Source organism: Nocardia sp. NPDC052001 (assembly GCF_040680615.1).
Lineage (GTDB): Bacteria > Actinomycetota > Actinomycetes > Mycobacteriales > Mycobacteriaceae > Nocardia.
In genome coordinates this window covers 418,798-437,322 of the sequence record NZ_JBFAXC010000007.1, presented here as the reverse complement: position 1 = coordinate 437,322, position 18,525 = coordinate 418,798, and the positions used below count along the sequence as shown (strand labels likewise).

The window sequence follows — 18,525 nt, the reverse complement described above, 5'->3', positions numbered from 1 at the left end:
TTTTCTCTAATGCAGTTACTGCCAACAGTGGCAGTTCTGACATAGTTCGCAAATATCCCGCCAGTTAGGATGGGAACATGCTCTCGAAGGTCGCCGTCGTACTCAACGAACGCCTCGCCATGTTCGAATTCGGCGTCGTCTGTGAGGTTTTCGGGCTGGACCGGACCTCGGACGGGCTGCCGCTGTTCGACTTCCGGGTCTGCGGTGTCGAACCCGGTAAGCCGCTCGGCTCCAGTTCGCCCGGTATCGCGGTGACGCCGCAGTACGGGCTGGAGGAGTTGCGGGACGCGGATCTGGTGGCGATTCCGGCGTTCCCGTACTCGTCCGAACATGACATGGACCCGCGGGTGGTGGACGCGGTCCGGGACGCGTCCGAGCGCGGGGCCACCGTGCTGACCGTGTGCTCCGGGGCCTTCCTCGCGGGCGCGGCCGGACTGCTGGACGGGCGCAAATGCACCACGCACTGGCGGTACGTCGAACAACTCGCGCGGATGTATCCGCAGGCCACCGTTGATCCGGATGTGCTGTTCGTGGACGAGGGCAATCTGATCACCAGCGCGGGCACGGCCGCCGGAATCGACGCGTGCCTGCATCTGGTGCGGCGTGAGCTCGGGAGTTCGGTCGCCAATGCCATCGCGCGGCGCATGGTGGTGCCGCCGCAGCGCGACGGCGGGCAGCGGCAGTTCATCGAGCGGCCCGTGGTGGATTGCAGTTCGGACAGTCTCAGCGAGACGCTGCACTGGATGGGCGAGAACCTGGAGCTGCCGCATACGGTGGAATCGCTGTCCGCGCGGTCGAATACGTCCACGCGCACCTTCGCGCGCAAGTTCGCGGCCGAGACCGGGACCACGCCGGTGAAATGGCTGACCGGGCAGCGGATTCTGCTCGCCAAGCAGCTGCTGGAAGACACCGATATGGATTTGGAGAATCTGGCCAATCGGTGCGGATTCGGGTCCGGGGCGCTGCTGCGGCATCACTTCCAGCGGCAGGTCGGCATCGCGCCGGCGGAGTACCGGCGGCGGTTCGGCGGTGTGCGCGCCCCCTGACGCGCTCGCCGCAATGCGGGTATCTGCTCGGCTTTCGCGGGTGTGACGGCATACGCGTTGATCTCGAGTCGTGCCTCATCGGCTGGGGAGCGCACGGTGTTGATACCGTGCTGACGTGTCGCACAGTGCTCAGTCAACCGATCGACCGCTACGGACGCTGGTGCTCGGTGGAGCCCGGTCCGGTAAGTCGGCTTTCGCGGAACAGTTGGTCGTCTCCGAGGCGGTGCGGTACATCGCCACCGCGGTACCGGATCCCGAGGATACGGATTTCGCCGAACGGATTGCGGCACACCGAGTTCGGCGGCCCGGCAACTGGACCGTCGTGGAAGGCGATCCGGTCGGCGCGCTGGCCCAGCCTGTTCCGTCGACGCTCATCGACGATCTCGGCACCTGGCTGACGGCCCGCATCGATGCGCGTGGCGCGTGGGAATCCCCGCGCGGGACCATTGCGCCCGATGTCGACGCGCTGGTCGCGGCGGTCGCCGAATATTCCGAACGACTCGTCATCGTGAGCCCCGAGGTAGGCATGGGCGTCATCCCCGCCACCCACTCCGGCCGCCTCTTCCGCGATGAGCTCGGTGCGCTGAATCAGCGCCTGGCTCAGCTCTGCGATGAGATCTACCTCGTAGTGGCGGGTCAGCCGCTGCGCATCAAGCCCGATCGCGCCTTCGCCTCCGCCGCGGCACTCACCGATGCTGCCGCCACCGCGGACGCCCAGGCGACCGCGACCGCCAACGCGCAGGTTGCCGCCGTGCTCGCGACCGCCGCCGGAACCGCGGGACAGCATGCCGCACAGCCGGATTCGGCCGCGACGGACTCCAGCGCCGGTGTCGCGAGTTCCGCCACCGGGTCGGCGGGCTCTGCCACCAGGACGGCCGCGACTTCCGCCGCCGAGACGGTTACGGTTTCCACCGCTGAGACCGTTGTGGTGTCGAGTGCCGTGGCAGCGGCCGCCGCGTCGGATCAGGCTGCCGCGCAGTCGGACCCGAGCGCCGATGGCGGGTTGAAACTCACCAAGCCGGTGCGGATTTCGTTCGGTCCGGTGCCCGGTCCGGATGGCGATTTCCTGGTCGCGGCGAAGGAGCGGCAGCTGGAGCTGACCAAACCGGCTGGGGCGCTGGGGCGGTTGGAGGAGCTGGGGAACTGGGTCGCCGCCTGCCAGGGTGTGTGCCCGCCCAAGCAGTTCGAACGTGCCCGCGTGGTCGTGTTCGCGGGGGATCACGGTGTTGCGGCGCATGGGGTTTCGGCATACCCCAGCGAAGTGACGGCGCAGATGGTCGCCAACTTCCTGGCGGGTGGGGCGGCGGTCAATGTGCTCGCGCGCTTGGCCGATGCCACCGTGCGGGTGGAAGACATTGCGGTGCAGGGTGATACCGCACCCGAGATCTCGCGGCACAAGGTGCGCAAGTCCAGCGGCTCGATCGACCGCGAGGACGCGCTGACCGAGGCCGAGGTACAGGCCGCGCTCGCCGCCGGCGCCGCCATCGCCGATGAGGAAATCGATTCCGGCGCAGACCTTCTCATCGCGGGCGATATGGGAATCGGCAACACCACTCCCGCCACCGTATTGATCGCCACCATCACCGACACCGAACCCGTGGTGGCAGTCGGTCGCGGTACCGGCGTCGACGACGCGGGCTGGATCCGCAAAACCGCCGCCATCCGCGATGCCATGTGGCGTGCCCGCCCGGTCGTCAAGGATCCGGTTGCCCTGCTGCGCACCGCAGGTGGTGCGGACCTCGCCGCCATGGCGGGCTTCCTCGCCCGCGCGGCCGCCCGCCGCACCCCGGTAATCCTCGACGGCGTGGTGGTGACCGCCGCCGCTCTCGTCGCCAACCAACTGGCACTCGGCGCGAAGGAATGGTGGGTAGCGGGCCACCGCTCCAGCGAGCCCTCGCACACCATCGCTCTGCAGCGCCTGCAGCTGGAGCCGCTGGTCGAAATGAATATGCGCCTCGGCGAAGGCTCCGGCGCGGTCACCGCCCTCCCGGTCCTGCGCGCCGCCGTGGCCACCCTCGCCGAAATGGCGACCTTCGCCCAGGCCGGGGTCAGCACCGCCGACGCCGCAACCGAACCCTCCGGTGCGTAAAGCCGCCACCACGGAACCCGCTCGGGCGCTTACGAAAGCGCCCGACTCGGGAACAACATTCGCTCCGCGATCGCAGACGAGATTCGCCCGGCGGGCACCGAATCGGCCGGTGCGTAGCGGCACCGAGGCTCGGGCGTTCGCAGCCGGCCCAATGTCCCCTGTGGCGTCGGGAGCGTGCTCGACAATCGCCGTTGCGTCGTTGGCGACCACTGTGTTCGGACTGGGAGCGAGGCGGAAACCAGTCTTGTCCGGACGGGTCCCGCGCTGGGAGCTTGCCCTGTGCGGGCGGCTGCGTGCTGTGAGCATGGAGGCCACGCGCTCATGAATGGTGTGCGGCTGGCGCTTTCATGGTTGACGGTATTGCCTGTGCGCGGCCCTGAGTTGGTGGATCGAGGCGCGGCGGGACGCGCTATCGGATGGGCACCCGTGGTGGGGACGCTGCTGGGACTCGGTGCGGCCGGGCTGATGTGGGTGCTTGGTGCGGCGGGGGCGTCGTGGCTGCTGGCTGGATTCGTGGCGGTGGCGGGGCTGGCGTTGATTACGCGGGGGATGCATATCGACGGGCTCGCCGACACGATGGATGGGCTCGGGAGTTACGGGCCGCCGGAGCGTGCGCGCGAGATCATGAAGAGTGGTGGGGCGGGGCCGTTCGGGGTGGCCGCGCTGGTGTTTGTGATTGGGATTCAGGCGGTTTCGTTCGCCGCCTTGGCTGATGCCGGGCGGTGGGCGGGGATCGTCGCGGCGGTCGCGGTGGGGCGGGTCGCGGTGGTGCTGGCTTGCCGACGGGGGATCGAGGCCGCGCCGGGAGCGGGATTCGGGGCGCTGGTCGCGGGGACTCAACGGGTGATCGTCGGTGCGATCTGGACCGGAATCGCGGTGGCGGCAGCGCTATTCGCGGGAAATCAGTGGTGGATCGGGCCGCTGGGGGTGATTGCCGCGCTAGGAGTGGCGGCCCTGTTGGTGCGGCACTGCGTACGCAGATTCGGCGGGCTCAACGGCGATGTGCTCGGGGCCGCACTGGAATTCGCCGTCGCGATTGCCGCCGGGGTCTTCACCCTCGGCTGACTGATCCCGCGCTGACCGGGGGATCGTTACCCGCGGTCTTCTATAACGGATTGCTTGCGTCACAATCCGACCGCCCTGTGGCCTCGAATATCTCGTGTTCGATATTGCCCGTACCTGGGAGGCGGAGCCGAGTATGGCATTGCAGTTGGGTGTGCTCGTCCTGTTCGCGGTGGTCGCCGTAGCCGTCTTCCTGGTCGGTGATCGATTGCGCCCGGATACCTGGCGGCACAGTGATGACGAAGCTTCCAGCACCATGGTGCTGGATCTGGTGAATATGTTCTTCGCGGCCATCGTGGCCTTCGTCGTGGTGATTCTGTGGCAGCAGTACGACAATTCGCACGCGCATACCGTGTCCGAGGCGAAGGCGCTGGTCTCGGTGTACGAGGCGGCCAATGATCTGCCGATGCAGGATCGCACTCAGATTCAGGGTCTGGTGCGCGATTACACCGAGCAGGTGGTCGGTTCGGAGTGGCAGGTCATGAGCAAGGATGCCAAGCTCAGCCAGGACACCCAGAACACCCTCGATGAATTGCGGGCGGCGGTGGCCGGGCTTTCCATGGCGGATCCGAACGTCAAGGACATTCAGGACAAAGCGGATTCGGCGCTCGACACGGTCTCGGACGCGCGCTACGACCGCGGTATGGACGCCTCCTACCGGCTGCCCACCTTCCTCTATGTGGCGCTGTGGTTCGCGACCGGGATGCTGCTGCTCGGCACGGTGTTCTCCGGTGTGGTCGTCACCCGGCGCAGCACCATCATGACCGGCCTGTTCGGAGTGGTGGTCGGTGCGGTGATTCTCGCGGTCTACCAACTGGATCGGCCCTTCGCGGGCGGAAACATGGTGTCCAAGGACGCTTTCGAACTGGCGCTGTCCAGGTATGAGCACATCGTCTCCGGCGGCTCCTCGAGCATTCTGCCGCGCTGAAGAGTAGGTAGTCATGAATAAGGGAAAGCGCGGCGGCGCAGGCAGATTCGCGGCAGCTCCGATCGCGGCGGCGTTCCTGGCGGTACATCCCGCCGCGGCCGTCGCCGATCCGGGGCTGCCGTCGATCGGTGAGATCATCTCCGGCAGTGCGGGTTCCGGCGGCGGCGCGGCGCCCATCGACGGGCCCACCGGCAGTTCGCTCGGAGTGGGTTCGGGGAGCAGCGATTCCGGCAGCAATTCCGGTATCGGGCTGGGCGCTTCGGGCAGCAGCTCCGCGAACGGCGGTGCGGCCTCGGGGAGCAGCTCCGGTAGGGACGGTGCGAAATCCGGTAGCTCACTGGGGGTGAACCCGGTCGCGGGCGGTGGCTATCTGAGCACCGGCAGTTCGGCCACCGGCAGCGCGGGCAGCGGCAGCGCCGCCGATCCGGCCGCCGCGGCCATCGCGCTACCCGGGTCCGGTTCGGCCTCGGACGCGTTTCGCGGGCAGGTGGCCGCTCCGAGCACACTCGGCGAGACGCTGGGACTGGAGTCCGGCAGCGTGCTCACCGCCTGCGCGGGCAGCGCCGTATTCGGCAGTGCCGTACTGGGTCTCGGCCTGCTCACCGGCAGCGGATTCGGCTCCGGGTTGATCGGTCCCGGCTTCGTTCCCGGTTCCAGTGGTCTGGTGGGACCGGGCTCCTCGGGTGCGGGCAGTGTCATGGTCGGCAGTGCGGCGCTCGGTAGCGCCGCACTCACCTGCCTGCTCCTGCTGCCGGTCGCGCCCGAGATTCCCGGCATCCCGCTGCTCATTCCCTCGGCGATCGCACCACCCGCCGTGGTCGAGCCCGTGGCGGCTCCGGTGGTACCGCCCGTCGAGATCGCGGCGGTGCCGCCCGCACCGCCGGTGATTCCGGTCGTCATACCTCCGCGTCCGGTGGTGCTGGCGGCCCCACCGGCCCCGGAGTCGGTGGACTGGAACACATTGCAGATGATGACCGTCATGGTCGTCACCATCCTCGCCGCCGCCCGGGCGAAGAACGCCCGCAGCCGTCGCGGCTGATCACTTCTTGAACTTGGCTTCGAGTTCGGTTGCCGCGGTCTGCAATTCGGCGGGCGGATTGTTCTTGAAAATGCCCTGATAGCCGGTTTCGGCCTTGATCGCGGCCTCCACCTCGGGATCGTGATAGAGCTTGGTCAGCTGGAGCAGCTTCGGGTTGTCCTTATCGGCGGCGCGGGCGGCGAAGATATTGATGTACTGGGTCAGATCGGGCCGATTGGGGTCATCGGTGTAGATGACCTGCTGCTGGGTCAGCCCGGCCGGCTGGGCGAAGGTGTCGTCCACGAAGGCCGCGTCGACGCTCTCCAGCGATTGCGCGGTCAGCGTCGGATCGATGGTGGTGAGCCGCACCTTGGAGGCGGCCTTGTCGACGTCCTCGATCTTGGAATCCCAGCTCGCGCCGTTCTTCAGCACGATCAATCCGGCGGCGGCCAGGCTCAAGAGCGGCCGCACCTGATTCGCGGGATTGTTGCTCAGGGTGATCTCGCCGCCCTGCGGTACCTCGGACACGTTCTTGTGCTTCTTCGAGTACAGCGTCAGCGGGTAGATCTCGGTCGCGCCCAGCGGGATCAGGGTGTCGTTATTGCGGGCGTTGTAGTTGGCCAGATACCGGATGTGCTGGAACTTGTTGAGGTCCACCCGCCCCTGTGACAGTGCGGGATTCGGCTGGTTGTAATCGGAGAAGTTCACGAATTCGACGGTGATGCCCGCGGCGGACGCCTTCTTCTTGAACACGTCCCAGTGCGGCTGTGCGAGATCGTTCACACCGATGCGCACCACACCCTCGTCGTGTTCCCGGCCACAGGCCGCACTCAGGGCCAGGCTCAGCAACAGCGGAATCACCAGGAGACGGCGCAATTTTCGCATTTTGGACAAGCTAGGCGATCGCATCACGGCTGCGGGAGTGTTTCGATCGCCCCGATCGCAATCATTGCTCGGGGGTTGCCGGAAAGGTTGGCTTACCAGGTTCGATTTTCGACGACCATGTGGGAGCACGAGTGAAATTCCAACGGGTACTGGCGATCCCGGTCCTGGTTGCGGCAGTCGCGGGGCTGACCCTCACCGCGACGGCGTGCGGTAAGAACGATGACGCGGCGGGCAATGTGGTGCGCATCGGCACCACCGAAACCGATCCGCAGTGGGATGTGTTCGAGGAGCAGGCCAAGGCGCAGGGGATCACCCTGAAGATCACCCACTACTCCGACTACTCGCAGCCGAACGCCGCGCTGTCGCAGAAGCAGGTGGATGTGAATCTGTTCCAGCATCTGCAATTCCTCGGCCAGTACAACGTCGCCAACAACGATGATCTGACCCCGATCGGCGCGACCCAGATCGTGCCGCTGGGGCTGTACTCCAAGAAGCACAAGAGCCTGGCCGAGATCCCGCAGGGCGGTGAGATCGCCATTCCGAACGATCCGACCAATCAGGCGCGGGCGCTGTTCGTGCTGCAGGCCGCCGGACTGCTGAAGCTGTCCGGTGACGTCAAGCAGCCGACCCCGGCCGATGTCGACAAGGGTGCGTCCAAGGTGAAGGTGACCGCGGTCGACGCCACCCAGACCGCGCTGTCGCTGGCCTCGGTGGACGGCTCGGTCGTGAACAACACCTTCCTGGAGAAGTCCGGCATCGACCCGAATTCGGCGCTGTACAAGGATGATCCGAAGAATCCCGGCGCGGAGCCGTACATCAACGCGTTCGTCACGCGCAGTGCGGACAAGACCAATCCCACCTATCTGAAGCTGGTGGAGATCTGGCACGGGCCCGAGGTGCAGGCGGCGGTCGCCAAGACCTCCAAGGGGACCGCGGTCGAGGTCAAGCGCAGCGGGCCGGAGCTGGAGCAGATTCTGGCGCGGGTGCAGCAGACCATCCGCGAGAAGAAGTGAGCGGCAACGCAACCGAGAGCGCCGCTGTCGAATTCCGTTCGGTCACCAAGGTATTCAAGGCTGGCAAGCAGTCGCACACCGCCTTGAGCGAAATCGATCTGCGCATCGAGCGCGGGGAGATCTTCGGGGTGATCGGCTACTCCGGGGCGGGTAAGAGCACGCTGGTGCGGCTCATCAACGCCCTCGAGCAGCCGAGTAGCGGGACCGTGCTCATCTCGGGTGATCCGATCACCGGGGTGCCCGAATCCCGGGTGCGGCAGTTGCGGCGCGATATCGGCATGGTGTTCCAGCAGTTCAATCTGTTCCGATCACGCACTGCCGCGGGCAATATCGAATACCCCCTGAAGGTGGCGGGCTGGCCACGCGCGCGGCGCAAGGCGCGGGTGGCGGAGCTGCTGGAATTCGTGGGGCTCACCGATAAGGCGCGCAGCTATCCCGATCAGCTCTCGGGCGGGCAGAAGCAGCGCGTCGGCATCGCCCGCGCACTGGCCACCTCGCCCGCACTACTGCTGGCCGATGAGGCGACCTCGGCGCTGGATCCGGAGACCACCGGTGAGGTGCTGCGGCTGCTGAAGAAGGTGAATCGCGAACTGGGCGTGACGATCGTGGTGATCACCCATGAAATGGATGTCATCCGCGCCGTCGCCGACCGGGTGGCGGTCCTGGCCGAAGGCCGAATCGTGGAGCTGGCGAACACTTTCGACGTCTTCGCCGCCCCGCGGGCCACGCCCACCCGATCCTTCGTGGAGACGGTGCTGCACAACCGGCCCAATCCCGAAGAGCTGCAACGCCTCGGCGAGAAGCATCCGGGCCGACTCGTCACCGTCGATATCGCCGATGAACGCGGTATCGGCGCGGCCCTGGCCACCGCCGCCAAGGCGGGCGTCACATTCGAGATCGTGTACGGCGGTGTGAGCACGTTGCAGGACAAGACCTTCGGCAGCCTCACGCTGGCACTGGATGGCGCACCCGAGGCCGTGGACCAGGTGGCGCGCGAGCTGGAACGCGATGCCGCCCACTCGGCCGGGCCGGGTGCGCGGGTCATCGATGAGCCGGACGCGCACGCGCCGGTCGCGGACGATCGGAGGTCGGCATGAGTTACGCGACGATGCATGCCGACGCGAATTACGCGGCGGTGCACACCGATTGGGACAAGCTGCGCCCCGTGCTGACCGAGGCCATCGGCACCACGATCTACCTGGTGCTGCTCACCTTCGTGGTGGGCGGGTTGATCGGTTTGGCGCTGGGGACGCTGCTGTACACCACGCGCAAGGGTGGTTTGCTGGCGAACGCGCCGATCAATCTGGTGCTCAATTTCCTGGTGAACGTGGTGCGGCCGATTCCGTTCATCATTCTGCTGGCGGCATTGGGCCCGGTGACGCTGGAGGTGGTGGGCACCACCATCGGCACCGATGCGGCGGCGTTCGTCATGATCGTGGCGGCCTCGTTCGGCATCGCGCGGATCGTCGAGCAGAATCTGGTGACCGTCGATCCCGGCGTGATCGAGGCGGCCCGCTCCATGGGGGCCGGTCCGCTGCGCATCATCACCACCCTGCTGATCCCGGAAGCGCTGGGCCCCTTGGTACTCGGCTACACCTTCGTGGTCATCGCGGTGGTCGACATGTCCGCCATGGCGGGCACCGTGGGTGGCGGCGGCCTGGGTGATTTCGCCCTGGTCTACGGCTACCAGCGCTTCGATTGGCAGGTCACCCTGGTGGCCACGCTGATCATCATCGCGGGGGTGCAAGGCATCCAGTTCTTCGGGAACTGGCTGGCCCGCAGGGTTCTGCGGCGTTGAGGGGGTGGACGGCCCGTCACCTCGTCGGCGGGCCGTCCGCACCGAATCGCTACCGCGACTGCCGGATTCGGCCGGTTCGGCTGCCGCCGAACCGTTCGGCGAGTTCATAGCGCCGGGCGGCTTCGCGCTGTTCGCCGCGCGCTGCCGCCAGATCGCCCAGGCGGGAGAACCAGTCGGATCGGCTGGCGGGGCCGAGGGCGTACAGCACCTGCCACAGCGGTGTGGTCCCGCCGGTGAACTCGTATCGTTCGAAGTGCTTGTCCAGCAGGCCGGTCAGGTGTTCCCGCGCCAGTCCCCGGAACTCGTCGGATACCTCCTGCGCCCCGGCGCGCACCGAATTCGCCAGCCACGCACCGAGTTCGGCATTGTCTTGCAGTAATCCGTTGACCGCGAACCAGGTCCGGGCGAATTCCGCCGCGACCGGCCGTGCGGTCCACACCTCGAGCACCTGACGTCCGGCGGCCGGATCGATACCGCAGCGATCGGCGACATCGCAGAGCAGTCGCAGCGCGGTATCCGGTGCGGTGCGCGCGGCCTCGACCAGTCGTGTCTGCACGTTCGTCCGGTCGCGGGCCAACTCGGCATCGTCATCGCGTCCGAGTAGTTCCCGCACCGCCGTCAGTATCAGTCCGGTGCGCGCCTCGTACTCGGGTTCGGTCTCGGCTGCTCGTACGGCGAGTTCGAAAGCCGAAGGCCCCCTGGGTGTCACCGGTGTGCGTGGCGGCTCCGCCGCTTTGCCGGCGGGTTCCGCCGGTGGTTCCCCGCCGCCCTGTGCCCATCGCCATTTCACGCGCAAAACTCCTCCGGGGGGCTCGCCGACAGCCGTCGGAGATCGCTGCCCGGACCCCGCTCCCCATAACAATGCCCGACAATCTCCTCCGCCGAGCTATTCCCGGAAACACGGGTGCGTAACACCTCGCGCACGCGGCTGTAGCAGCCGCGGGAATCGCCTCAGCGGTTGCGTTCCACGGCGATGGCGGCTTTGCGGGCGGCGACCAGGATGGGGTCCCAGACGGGGGAGAAGGGGGGTGCGTAGCCGAGGTCGAGGGCGATCATCTGGTCGACGGTCATGCGGGCGGTGAGGGCTACCGCGGCGATGTCGATGCGTTTGGCGGCGCCTTCGCGGCCGACGAGCTGGACGCCGAGCAGGCGGCCGGTGCGGCGTTCGGCGAGCATTTTGACGGTCATGGGGGCGGTGCCGGGGAAGTAGCCGGAGCGGCTGGTGGATTCGATGGTGACGGTCAGGAATTGCAGGCCCGCGGCGTGAGCGTCCCTCTCGCGCAGGCCCGTTCGGGCGACTTCGAGGTCGCAGACCTTGCTGACGGCGGTGCCGACGACGCCCGGGAAGGTGGCGTAGCCGCCGCCGATATTCGCGCCGATGATCTGGCCGTGCTTATTGGCGTGCGTGCCCAGGGCGATATGGCGTTCGGTGCCCGAGACCAGGTCCAGCACCTCCACGCAGTCGCCGCCCGCCCAGATGTTCTCGTGGCCGCGCACCCGCATGGACAGATCGGTGAGCAGGCCGTCGTGCAGGCCGAGCGGAAGCCCTGCGGCACGGGCCAATTCGGTGGCGGGGCGCACGCCGATGCCGAGTACCACGACATCGGCCGGGAATTCAGCGTCGGCGGTGGTGACAGCGCGGACGCGGCCGTCGGCATCGAGCAGCACCTCGGTGAGTTCGGCATCGCAGAGCACGCGAATACCCATGCCGTCCATGGCTTTGCGGATGAGTGCGCCCATATCGGGGTCGAGGGTGGCCATGGGCTGCTGACCGCGGTTGATCATGGTGACCTCGTAGCCGCGGTTGATCAGCGCCTCGGCCATTTCGACGCCGATATAGCCCGCGCCGACCACCACGGCCCGGCGGCCCCCGGTGGATTCCAGGGTCTCGATGAGCGCCTGGCCGTCGTCCAGGGTCTGCACGCCGTGCACGCCGGAGGCGTCGATGCCCGGAATGGGCGGGCGAATGGGCGTGGCTCCGGTGGCGATGACGAGTTTGTCGTAGTCGACCCAGGTTTCGGTCCCGGCTTCGAGATCGCGCGCCCGCACGCGGCGGCCGGGGACGTCGATCTCCAGGACTTCCACGCGCATGCGCAGATCGATCTCGCGCGAGCGATGCTCCTCGGGCGTGCGCGCGATGAGCTCATCGCGGTCGGTCACATCCCCGCCCACCCAGTACGGAATGCCGCAGGCCGAGAAGGAGGTGAAATGCCCGCGTTCGAAGACGATGATCTCCAACTCTTCCGCCGTCTTCATGCGCCGCGCCTGCGAGGCCGCCGACATCCCGGCCGCGTCCCCGCCGATGATCACCAGACGTTCAGTCATACCGATGACGTTACGTCGCCGGTCCGCCAGCGGGTGTGACCGCATGGTGGTAGTACTGGACGAATGAGCGCGAACGACCCCGATGCCGACAAGGTCCTCGAGTTGGCCGGTCAGATCTTCGACTTCGCACGCCAGGGTGACGCCGAGAAATTGGGCGCGTACCTGGACGCCGGAGTTCCGGTCAACCTCACCAATGAGAATGGCGACAGCATTCTGATGCTGGCCGCGTACTACGGGAACGAAGCGGCGGTTCTCACGCTGCTCGAGCACGGCGCGGATCCCAATGTGACCAATGACGCGGGCCAAACGCCTTTGGCCGGAGCGGTTTTCAAGGGTGAGAGCGGGATTCTGAAGGCGCTGATCGGAGCGGGGGCCGATCCGGATGCCGGAAGCCCCTCGGCGCGCGATACGGCGGCGATGTTCGATCGCACGGCGTTCCTGGAAAGCTTCCTGAACTAATAAAGGATGGGCATCCGCTGGATAGCGGATGCCCATCGTGCTTCGTTGTCAGCGTTCGTGCGTCTCCTCCAGGACGGTGCGGCCCAGCAGGGCGTAGCGGTCCGGATCACGGCGCTTGAGGTACAGCGCCGCGCCGATACCACCCACCGCGATCGCCCCGACCAGCCACGGTGTCGCTCGCAGCACGAGGGAGCCCGATTCGCTGCCCGCCGCGACACCCATATTCACGATCAGCAGCCCGACCACCGCGAGCATGGCCAGCCCGCCCGTCAGCGGGGCGACGAAGGTGCGGAACCAGTGCCGGGTCTCCGGGTGGTTCTTGCGGAAGTACCACAGCACCGCGAACGAACAGGTGGACTGCACCACCAGGATCGCCATGGTGCCCAGGATGGCCAGCAGCGTGTAGGTGCCCGAGTACGGATCCTTGCCCGCGAGCCCGAAGCCCAGCACCAGCAGCGCCGCGAACACCGTCTGCACCAGACCCGCGATGTGCGGTGAGCCGTGACCCGGGTGGGTGCGGCCGATGGTGCGCTGCAGCGCCGGGATGACGCCTTCGCGGCCCAGGGCGTACAGGTAGCGGGCCGCGCAATTGTGGAAGGCCATACCGCAGGCCAGCGATCCGGTCATCATGAGCCACTGCATGGCGATGACGGCCCAGTGCCCGACGTAGGCGGTGGTGGGGTTGAAGAACACATCCATCGGGCTGTCCGACCCGGCCAGCTTCGCGGATTCCTCGATACCGTTGCCGGACATGGCCATCCACGACACCAGCACATAGAACACGCCCACGCCGAGCACCGCGATCATGGTGGCCTTGGGGATGATCTTCTTCGGATTCTTGGATTCCTCGCCGTACATGGCGGTCGATTCGAATCCGACCCAGGACCAGAAGGCGAAGAACAGACCCAGCCCGGCCGAGGGTCCGGCGAAGGCGTTCACCGGGTTCAGCGGTTCGAACGAGAAGCCGTCCGGGCCGCCGCCGTGCACGGCCACCGCGATCGCCATGACCGCGAGCACCAGCACCTCGGTGCCGAGCAGCACCACCAGCAGCTTCTCCGCCACCGCGATGCCGAACCAGGTGCCGATGGCATTGACGCCGATCATGATGATCGCGAACACCCACCACGGCACGTGCACACCGAATTGCGCCCCAACGGTATTGGTGCAGAAGCTGGCGAAAATGCCGACCAGCGACGGTTCGAACACCATGTAGGCGAAAGCCGCGAGCAGGCCCGACGCCAGGCCGACGGTGCGGCCCAGGCCGTAGGAGATGAAGCCGTAGAACGCGCCGGTCGCGGTGATGTGCTTGGACATGGTGGTGAAGCCCACCGAGAAGATGGCCAGCACCACCATGGCGATCAGGAATCCGGCGGGTGTGCCGGTCCCGGTGCCGGAGGAGATCATGAACGGCACATTGCCGGTCATGGCGGTGATCGGGGCCGCGGTGGCGACGGCCATGAAGACCACGCCGAGCAATCCGACGGCATTCGGCTTGAGGCGATGCACACCCGAAGCGCCGCTCGCTGATTCATCGGGTGCGACCGGGGTTACCGGCGCTGCCTGTATTTGCTGGGTCATGAACTCATCTCTCTACGAACCGGTTTCAGAGCTATTGGGGAATTCAGTGGATCGAGGGCCGCGTACCGGACCAGGGCCGGGCCTGTTCTATCTGCGCGGCCAGGGATATCAAGCGCAATTCACTGTTCGGCGGTCCGATCAATTGCGCCGATAGCGGCAGGCCGCCGCCGGAGAATCCGGTGGGAATGGCGGCGGCCGGATTACCGCACACATTCCAGATATTGGTCCAGCTCGCCGCCGGAAGAGATTTGAGCGCCGCACCGTGGAAATCCATTCCGGTGAGCTGCCCGACCGGCCAGGCCGGACCGGGCGTGGTCGGGGTGATCAGCACATCGGCGGTATCGAAGAACGGCATGACCGCGCCGATCACCGCATCGGTTGCCGCGCGCGCCGCGCCCAGCGCGACCGGATTGTCGAAAGCCATTGCGTAGAGCGCCAATTCCTTGGTGCGCAGCTCCAGCAGCTCCGGATGATCGGCCCGGCGGGATTCGGCGGCGGGGGAGACCAGCCACATCGGTTCGAAGGCCGCAGTGATATCCGGATAGGCGGGCTCACCGTGAAAGACGTGATGGCCCAGCGATTCCAGCGTGCGGCCGAGAGCTTCCAGTGCGGCGGCGGTCTCGGGATCCACCGTCGCGGTGAGACTGGCCGGTTTGGTGGAGATGGCGATGCGCAACGGACCGGGCGGAGTCGCGGCGGCCCCGGTGAACGTGCCGTTCAACGCGCCCGCGCTGTAGATGTCCACACCCGGCGTCGAGCCCTGGGTGATGTCGTAGAACAGCGCCGAATCCGCGACCGATCGGGACAGGCATCCGATGACGCCGAGGTTGTTCCACAATTCCCGGTTCGGTGCGGCGCTGACCCGGCCCAGTTGCGGTTTGAGACCGAACAATCCACACCAGGAGGACGGCAACCGGATCGACCCGCCGCCGTCACCACCCACACCCAAGGGGGCCAGGCCCGCCGCCACCGCGGCCGCCGTGCCACCCGAGGATCCGGCGGTCGAGCGCGATAGATCCCACGGATTGCGGGTGATGCCGTGCGCATCGGATTCGGTGAACGCCCAGATCCCGAATTCGGGCATGGTGGTCTTGCCCAGAATCACCGCACCCGCGGCGCGCAATCGAGCCACCACCGCGCTGTCCCGCGCCGCTGGGACCGAGAAGGCCCCGCCGCCATAGGTGGTGACAATGCCTTCGACATGGTCCTCGTCCTTGACCACGATCGGCACACCGTGCAGCGGCCCGAGCCGCTCACCACGCGCCCGCAGCGCGTCCAGATCAGCGGCCTGGGCCAGCGCCTGTTCGCGCATGACCGTGGTGAAGGCGTTGAGCGCGGGGTTGAGCCGGTCGATGCGGTCGAGGAAGAACGTGGCGAGTTCGGTGGCCGATACCTCCCCGGCCGCGATCAGCCGAGCCAATTCGGTCGCGGGGGTGAAAGCCAGCGCGGTGTCCTCGAGCAGCGCGGGGGCATCGGCGGCAGCGGGAATCGGGTGGACCAGGCCGCCGCCTACCCCGGCCGCGATGACGGCCGCGGCCTTCGCCGCCAATCCCAATGCGGCACGCCGATTCACGGTCGCGGAATGCCCGGAATGGCGTGCGGTGATTCCTTCGATGGAATTTCCGCGGGCCTGCTCGGTCACAGCTGATTCCGCCTTCCTCTTTCCTGCCCGATACCGGGGAGCGATGTGTTATTCGGCTCATCGGGTGTTGCTGCGAAACCGTAGAGGACGGCTGTAACGGGGGAGTCGTGTCATGGTGACCGCGAACGAGAGAAATAGGGCGGTATTTCTCTCACCCCGCGATAAACGGCCGTAACCGGAATTAACCTGCCCGACATCGGGATCGAGCACGCTGTGGGACTTCACGTCACAGCAGTAGAGAGTTGGATCGAGAATGCCCGCGCCGACGCCGAGTCCGCCACTGGTGGTGCGGCGCTCCTCGCTGCGCGGGCTCACTCGCCGCAAACTCCCGTTCCTGCCGGTGTTCGCGCAGTCGGTGGCGGCCATCGCGCCGTCCGGAACCGCGGCTGTCACACCGCCTTTCGTGATCAGCGCGGTGGGCGGGGGCGCGAGCGTGCTGGCGTTCGTGGCGGCGGGACTGCTGGCGACCTGTGTGGCGCTGCTGATCCGGCCGATGGCGCAGCGGCTCGCGGTGAGCGGCGGGCTCTATACGTATGTGGCGCAGGGACTCGGGCCCACCGTGGCGATTCCGGTCGGCTGGTCCGCGATCGTCGGATACGGCAGCGTGAGCGTGGCGGGACTGATCGCGGTCGGGACCTATGCGGGACAGTTCGCCGAGACCGCGGGGCTGAGCGGATTCGGTTCCACCGCGGCCATAGTCGCGGTGCTGCTGATCGCCGCGGCGGTCGCGGTGCTGCTCATGGTGCGCGGCATTCGCGTCTCGGCGGGGGCGACGCTGCTGGTCGAATGCGTGTCGGTGGCGGTGGTGCTGGCGCTCATGATCTATCTGCTCACCCGGGGCGGTGGCGGTCCGGGGCTGCCGCACGAGTACACCGAGCATCCGGGCACCGGCAATCTGGCCATGAGCGCGGTGGTGGCGATCAGCGCGTTCGTCGGATTCGAGAGTGCGACCACGCTGTCCTCGGAGTCGTATCGGCCGTTCCGGTCGGTGCCGCGCACGCTGGTGTGGACGCCGGTCGCGGCGGCGGCGATCTATGTGGTGGCGGTGGTCGCGGAATCGATTGCGCTGGGCGGCGGTTCGGCATTGAGCGCGGGCACCGAGACACCGGTGACGGATCTGCTGCTGCGGCAGGATGCCCGGGTGCTCGCGGCCGTGGTGGATCTGGGTATCGCCGCCTCGTTCTTCGCCTGCACCATCGCCTCCACCAACGCACTGGTGCGGGTGCTGTTCACCATGGGGCGTGAGCGCATCGCGCCCGCGGTGGTGGGGCGGGCGCACCGGCGGTTCCATACGCCCGCGCACGCCATCGTGCTGGCCATGGGTGTGATCACCGGCTGCGCGGTCGGCGCGCTGCTGGCGGGCACCGAACCGCAGGACGGTATTCGTTCGTTCCTGACGCTCAGCGCGCTCGGGTATCTCGGCAGTTATCTGCCCGCCTGTCTGGCCGGGCCCGCGCTGCTGCGGCGGATTCACGAATCCAGCCGGGCGCTCACTGTGCTGGGCGCGGTGACGGCGGTGCTGCTGGCATTGCTGGTGGGGGCGGCCGCGTTCTCGAATCAGAGCAACAATGCCGAACTGCTGACCGTCTATGCCGCGGTGCTGGGCGCATCGCTGGTCTACACCGCGTGGTTGCGGGTGTTCGCGCCGGATCGATTGCGCGGCATCGGTATCTACGATGAGCCGCGGCGCACCGATCTGCTCCAGACCGCGACGTTCCGGTAGTACGCGATGAAGGATTCACGCCGCACGAACGCGGTCTCCAATTCCCTGGCCATTCTCGAGGTGGTCGCCGAATGCGGGGTCGGGGTGACCGCCAAGGAGATCGCGCATCGCCTGGATATGGCACCGGCGACCGCGTATCGGTTGATCAACGCGCTGGTCGCGGACGAATATCTGGTGCGCACAGCGGATTTGCGCGGCTTCGGGCTCGGTGTGCGATTGCGCGGGCTGGCGGGGGCGCTGAACACCCCGGTGGTGCCCGCCGCCGCGCGCGGGTGTCTGGACGAGTTCCGTGCGACGACGCGATTCGCGGTGCACCTCATGCATTTCCGCACCGATTCGGTGCAGGTCGCCAATGAGGATCCGGATCATCCGGTGCCGGGGGAGCGCGAACTGGTCCGGCATCCGCATGCCTCGGCCGCCGGGAAACTACTGCTCTCGACCCGGACTCAATGGCGGGCAATGATTTCCGATCCGGCGCGGATCACCACGCACACCCATGTGGAGCATGCGGTGCTGGCGGAGGAGATGCGGGTCATCCGGGAGACCGGCTATGCGAGCGCGGTCAATGAACTGGTGCCGGGCATCGCCTGCCTGGCGTATCCGGTGTACAGCGAACACGGCACCGCAGAAGGCGCACTGTGTGTTTCGGGACCGAGCGGCCGGTATGCGGCACTGCTGGAACACGACGAGTCCGCCCGTAAGTACGCGAAACTATTGGGCCCGCTGCTGTATTGACGAGTACGGCCGCTTGCCGTGCTCAGCGGGTTGACCTGCGCTGTCTCAATCAGCGCCGCACCACCAGCCCCGACCCTGACGCGAACCTTGGGCGGTAGGTCACGGGTGACAACACTGGCACCGATGGCCGGGGCGGGTGGGCACTCCAACAGGTGCCACAGCCGAATGGGGCACGTATCCGTCAGCGGCTGTGGTCACAGTCGTTGGTGTCATCAGTTTCAGGT

The 18,525-nt window shown here is 67.2% G+C and carries 16 protein-coding genes; 11 read left to right on the top strand and 5 right to left on the bottom strand.

Going from position 1 to position 18,525, the window contains the following annotated elements; all coding sequences use genetic code 11:
• Positions 1 to 77 precede the first annotated feature (77 nt).
• The 5 genes from AB0L82_RS31010 to AB0L82_RS30990 all read left to right on the top strand — a co-directional run bounded on the left by AB0L82_RS31010 (position 78) and on the right by AB0L82_RS30990 (position 6,164).
• Complete coding sequence (locus AB0L82_RS31010) at positions 78 to 1,046, top strand: helix-turn-helix domain-containing protein (RefSeq protein ID WP_364644034.1); 969 nt, start codon at positions 78 to 80, stop codon at positions 1,044 to 1,046.
• Between the two features lie 115 nt (positions 1,047 to 1,161).
• Positions 1,162 to 3,135 (top strand): nicotinate-nucleotide--dimethylbenzimidazole phosphoribosyltransferase, encoded by a 1,974-nt coding sequence (gene cobT, locus AB0L82_RS31005; protein WP_364644031.1) that lies wholly within the window; start codon positions 1,162 to 1,164, stop codon positions 3,133 to 3,135.
• 321 nt (positions 3,136 to 3,456) lie between these two features.
• A complete protein-coding gene (locus AB0L82_RS31000; RefSeq protein WP_364644028.1) occupies positions 3,457 to 4,200 on the top strand; it encodes an adenosylcobinamide-GDP ribazoletransferase in 744 nt (247 codons plus the stop codon).
• Between the two features lie 133 nt (positions 4,201 to 4,333).
• A complete protein-coding gene (locus AB0L82_RS30995) occupies positions 4,334 to 5,125 on the top strand; it encodes a DUF4239 domain-containing protein (RefSeq protein WP_364644025.1) in 792 nt (263 codons plus the stop codon).
• A gap of 13 nt (positions 5,126 to 5,138) precedes the next feature.
• Positions 5,139 to 6,164 (top strand): hypothetical protein, encoded by a 1,026-nt coding sequence (locus tag AB0L82_RS30990; RefSeq protein WP_364644022.1) that lies wholly within the window; start codon positions 5,139 to 5,141, stop codon positions 6,162 to 6,164.
• Here the strand turns inward: AB0L82_RS30990 and AB0L82_RS30985 are convergent, their stop codons facing one another.
• Complete coding sequence (locus tag AB0L82_RS30985) at positions 6,165 to 7,028, bottom strand: MetQ/NlpA family ABC transporter substrate-binding protein (RefSeq protein WP_364644019.1); 864 nt, start codon at positions 7,026 to 7,028, stop codon at positions 6,165 to 6,167. It lies immediately after the preceding gene.
• Between the two features lie 149 nt (positions 7,029 to 7,177).
• Between AB0L82_RS30985 and AB0L82_RS30980 the strand changes: the two genes are divergently transcribed.
• From AB0L82_RS30980 to AB0L82_RS30970, 3 genes are read left to right on the top strand one after another with little or no spacing between them, the layout of a single operon-like run.
• Positions 7,178 to 8,041 carry a MetQ/NlpA family ABC transporter substrate-binding protein gene (locus tag AB0L82_RS30980; protein ID WP_364644237.1) on the top strand — a complete coding sequence of 288 codons (864 nt, stop codon included), beginning with the start codon at positions 7,178 to 7,180 and terminating at the stop codon, positions 8,039 to 8,041.
• The gene (locus tag AB0L82_RS30975; protein WP_364644016.1) at positions 8,038 to 9,138 is read left to right on the top strand and encodes a methionine ABC transporter ATP-binding protein; all 1,101 of its coding nucleotides are present in this window, start codon (positions 8,038 to 8,040) and stop codon (positions 9,136 to 9,138) included. The genes AB0L82_RS30980 and AB0L82_RS30975 overlap by 4 nt, the downstream gene beginning before the upstream one ends.
• Before the next feature lie 38 nt (positions 9,139 to 9,176).
• Positions 9,177 to 9,839, top strand: a complete 663-nt coding sequence (locus AB0L82_RS30970) for a methionine ABC transporter permease (protein ID WP_364644234.1) — start codon at positions 9,177 to 9,179, stop codon at positions 9,837 to 9,839.
• 49 nt (positions 9,840 to 9,888) lie between these two features.
• Here AB0L82_RS30970 and AB0L82_RS30965 read toward each other — a convergent pair whose 3' ends face one another.
• Together AB0L82_RS30965 and AB0L82_RS30960 are read right to left on the bottom strand one after the other, a co-directional pair.
• Positions 9,889 to 10,629, bottom strand: a complete 741-nt coding sequence (locus tag AB0L82_RS30965; RefSeq protein ID WP_364644013.1) for a hypothetical protein — start codon at positions 10,627 to 10,629, stop codon at positions 9,889 to 9,891.
• A gap of 161 nt (positions 10,630 to 10,790) precedes the next feature.
• Complete coding sequence (locus tag AB0L82_RS30960) at positions 10,791 to 12,164, bottom strand: FAD-dependent oxidoreductase (protein WP_364644010.1); 1,374 nt, start codon at positions 12,162 to 12,164, stop codon at positions 10,791 to 10,793.
• Between the two features lie 63 nt (positions 12,165 to 12,227).
• Between AB0L82_RS30960 and AB0L82_RS30955 the strand changes: the two genes are divergently transcribed.
• Entirely contained in the window at positions 12,228 to 12,623 is a 396-nt protein-coding gene (locus AB0L82_RS30955; protein ID WP_364644007.1) for an ankyrin repeat domain-containing protein, read from the top strand.
• 48 nt (positions 12,624 to 12,671) lie between these two features.
• Here AB0L82_RS30955 and AB0L82_RS30950 read toward each other — a convergent pair whose 3' ends face one another.
• Entirely contained in the window at positions 12,672 to 14,201 is a 1,530-nt protein-coding gene (locus AB0L82_RS30950; protein WP_364644003.1) for an APC family permease, read from the bottom strand.
• Positions 14,202 to 14,244: 43 nt separating this feature from the next.
• Positions 14,245 to 15,843 carry an amidase gene (locus AB0L82_RS30945; protein WP_364644000.1) on the bottom strand — a complete coding sequence of 533 codons (1,599 nt, stop codon included), beginning with the start codon at positions 15,841 to 15,843 and terminating at the stop codon, positions 14,245 to 14,247.
• 253 nt (positions 15,844 to 16,096) lie between these two features.
• On the opposite strand from AB0L82_RS30945, the gene AB0L82_RS30940 reads away from it, so the two are divergent.
• A complete protein-coding gene (locus AB0L82_RS30940) occupies positions 16,097 to 17,566 on the top strand; it encodes an APC family permease (protein WP_364643997.1) in 1,470 nt (489 codons plus the stop codon).
• Positions 17,567 to 17,572: 6 nt separating this feature from the next.
• Entirely contained in the window at positions 17,573 to 18,301 is a 729-nt protein-coding gene (locus AB0L82_RS30935; protein WP_364643994.1) for an IclR family transcriptional regulator C-terminal domain-containing protein, read from the top strand.
• Positions 18,302 to 18,525 lie beyond the last annotated feature (224 nt).

What these genes read in the sequence shown, in the direction of transcription:
- AB0L82_RS30985 (WP_364644019.1), bottom strand. Translation starts at nt 7,028, where the DNA reads ATGCGAAAATTGCGCCGTCTCCTGGTGATTCCGCTGTTGCTGAGCCTG.
- AB0L82_RS30935 (WP_364643994.1), top strand. Translation starts at nt 17,573, where the DNA reads ATGAAGGATTCACGCCGCACGAACGCGGTCTCCAATTCCCTGGCCATT.
- AB0L82_RS30960 (WP_364644010.1), bottom strand. Translation starts at nt 12,164, where the DNA reads ATGACTGAACGTCTGGTGATCATCGGCGGGGACGCGGCCGGGATGTCG.
- AB0L82_RS30940 (WP_364643997.1), top strand. Translation starts at nt 16,097, where the DNA reads ATGCCCGCGCCGACGCCGAGTCCGCCACTGGTGGTGCGGCGCTCCTCG.
- AB0L82_RS30955 (WP_364644007.1), top strand. Translation starts at nt 12,228, where the DNA reads ATGAGCGCGAACGACCCCGATGCCGACAAGGTCCTCGAGTTGGCCGGT.
- AB0L82_RS30995 (WP_364644025.1), top strand. Translation starts at nt 4,334, where the DNA reads ATGGCATTGCAGTTGGGTGTGCTCGTCCTGTTCGCGGTGGTCGCCGTA.
- AB0L82_RS30950 (WP_364644003.1), bottom strand. Translation starts at nt 14,201, where the DNA reads ATGACCCAGCAAATACAGGCAGCGCCGGTAACCCCGGTCGCACCCGAT.
- AB0L82_RS31000 (WP_364644028.1), top strand. Translation starts at nt 3,457, where the DNA reads ATGAATGGTGTGCGGCTGGCGCTTTCATGGTTGACGGTATTGCCTGTG.
- AB0L82_RS30990 (WP_364644022.1), top strand. Translation starts at nt 5,139, where the DNA reads ATGAATAAGGGAAAGCGCGGCGGCGCAGGCAGATTCGCGGCAGCTCCG.
- AB0L82_RS31010 (WP_364644034.1), top strand. Translation starts at nt 78, where the DNA reads ATGCTCTCGAAGGTCGCCGTCGTACTCAACGAACGCCTCGCCATGTTC.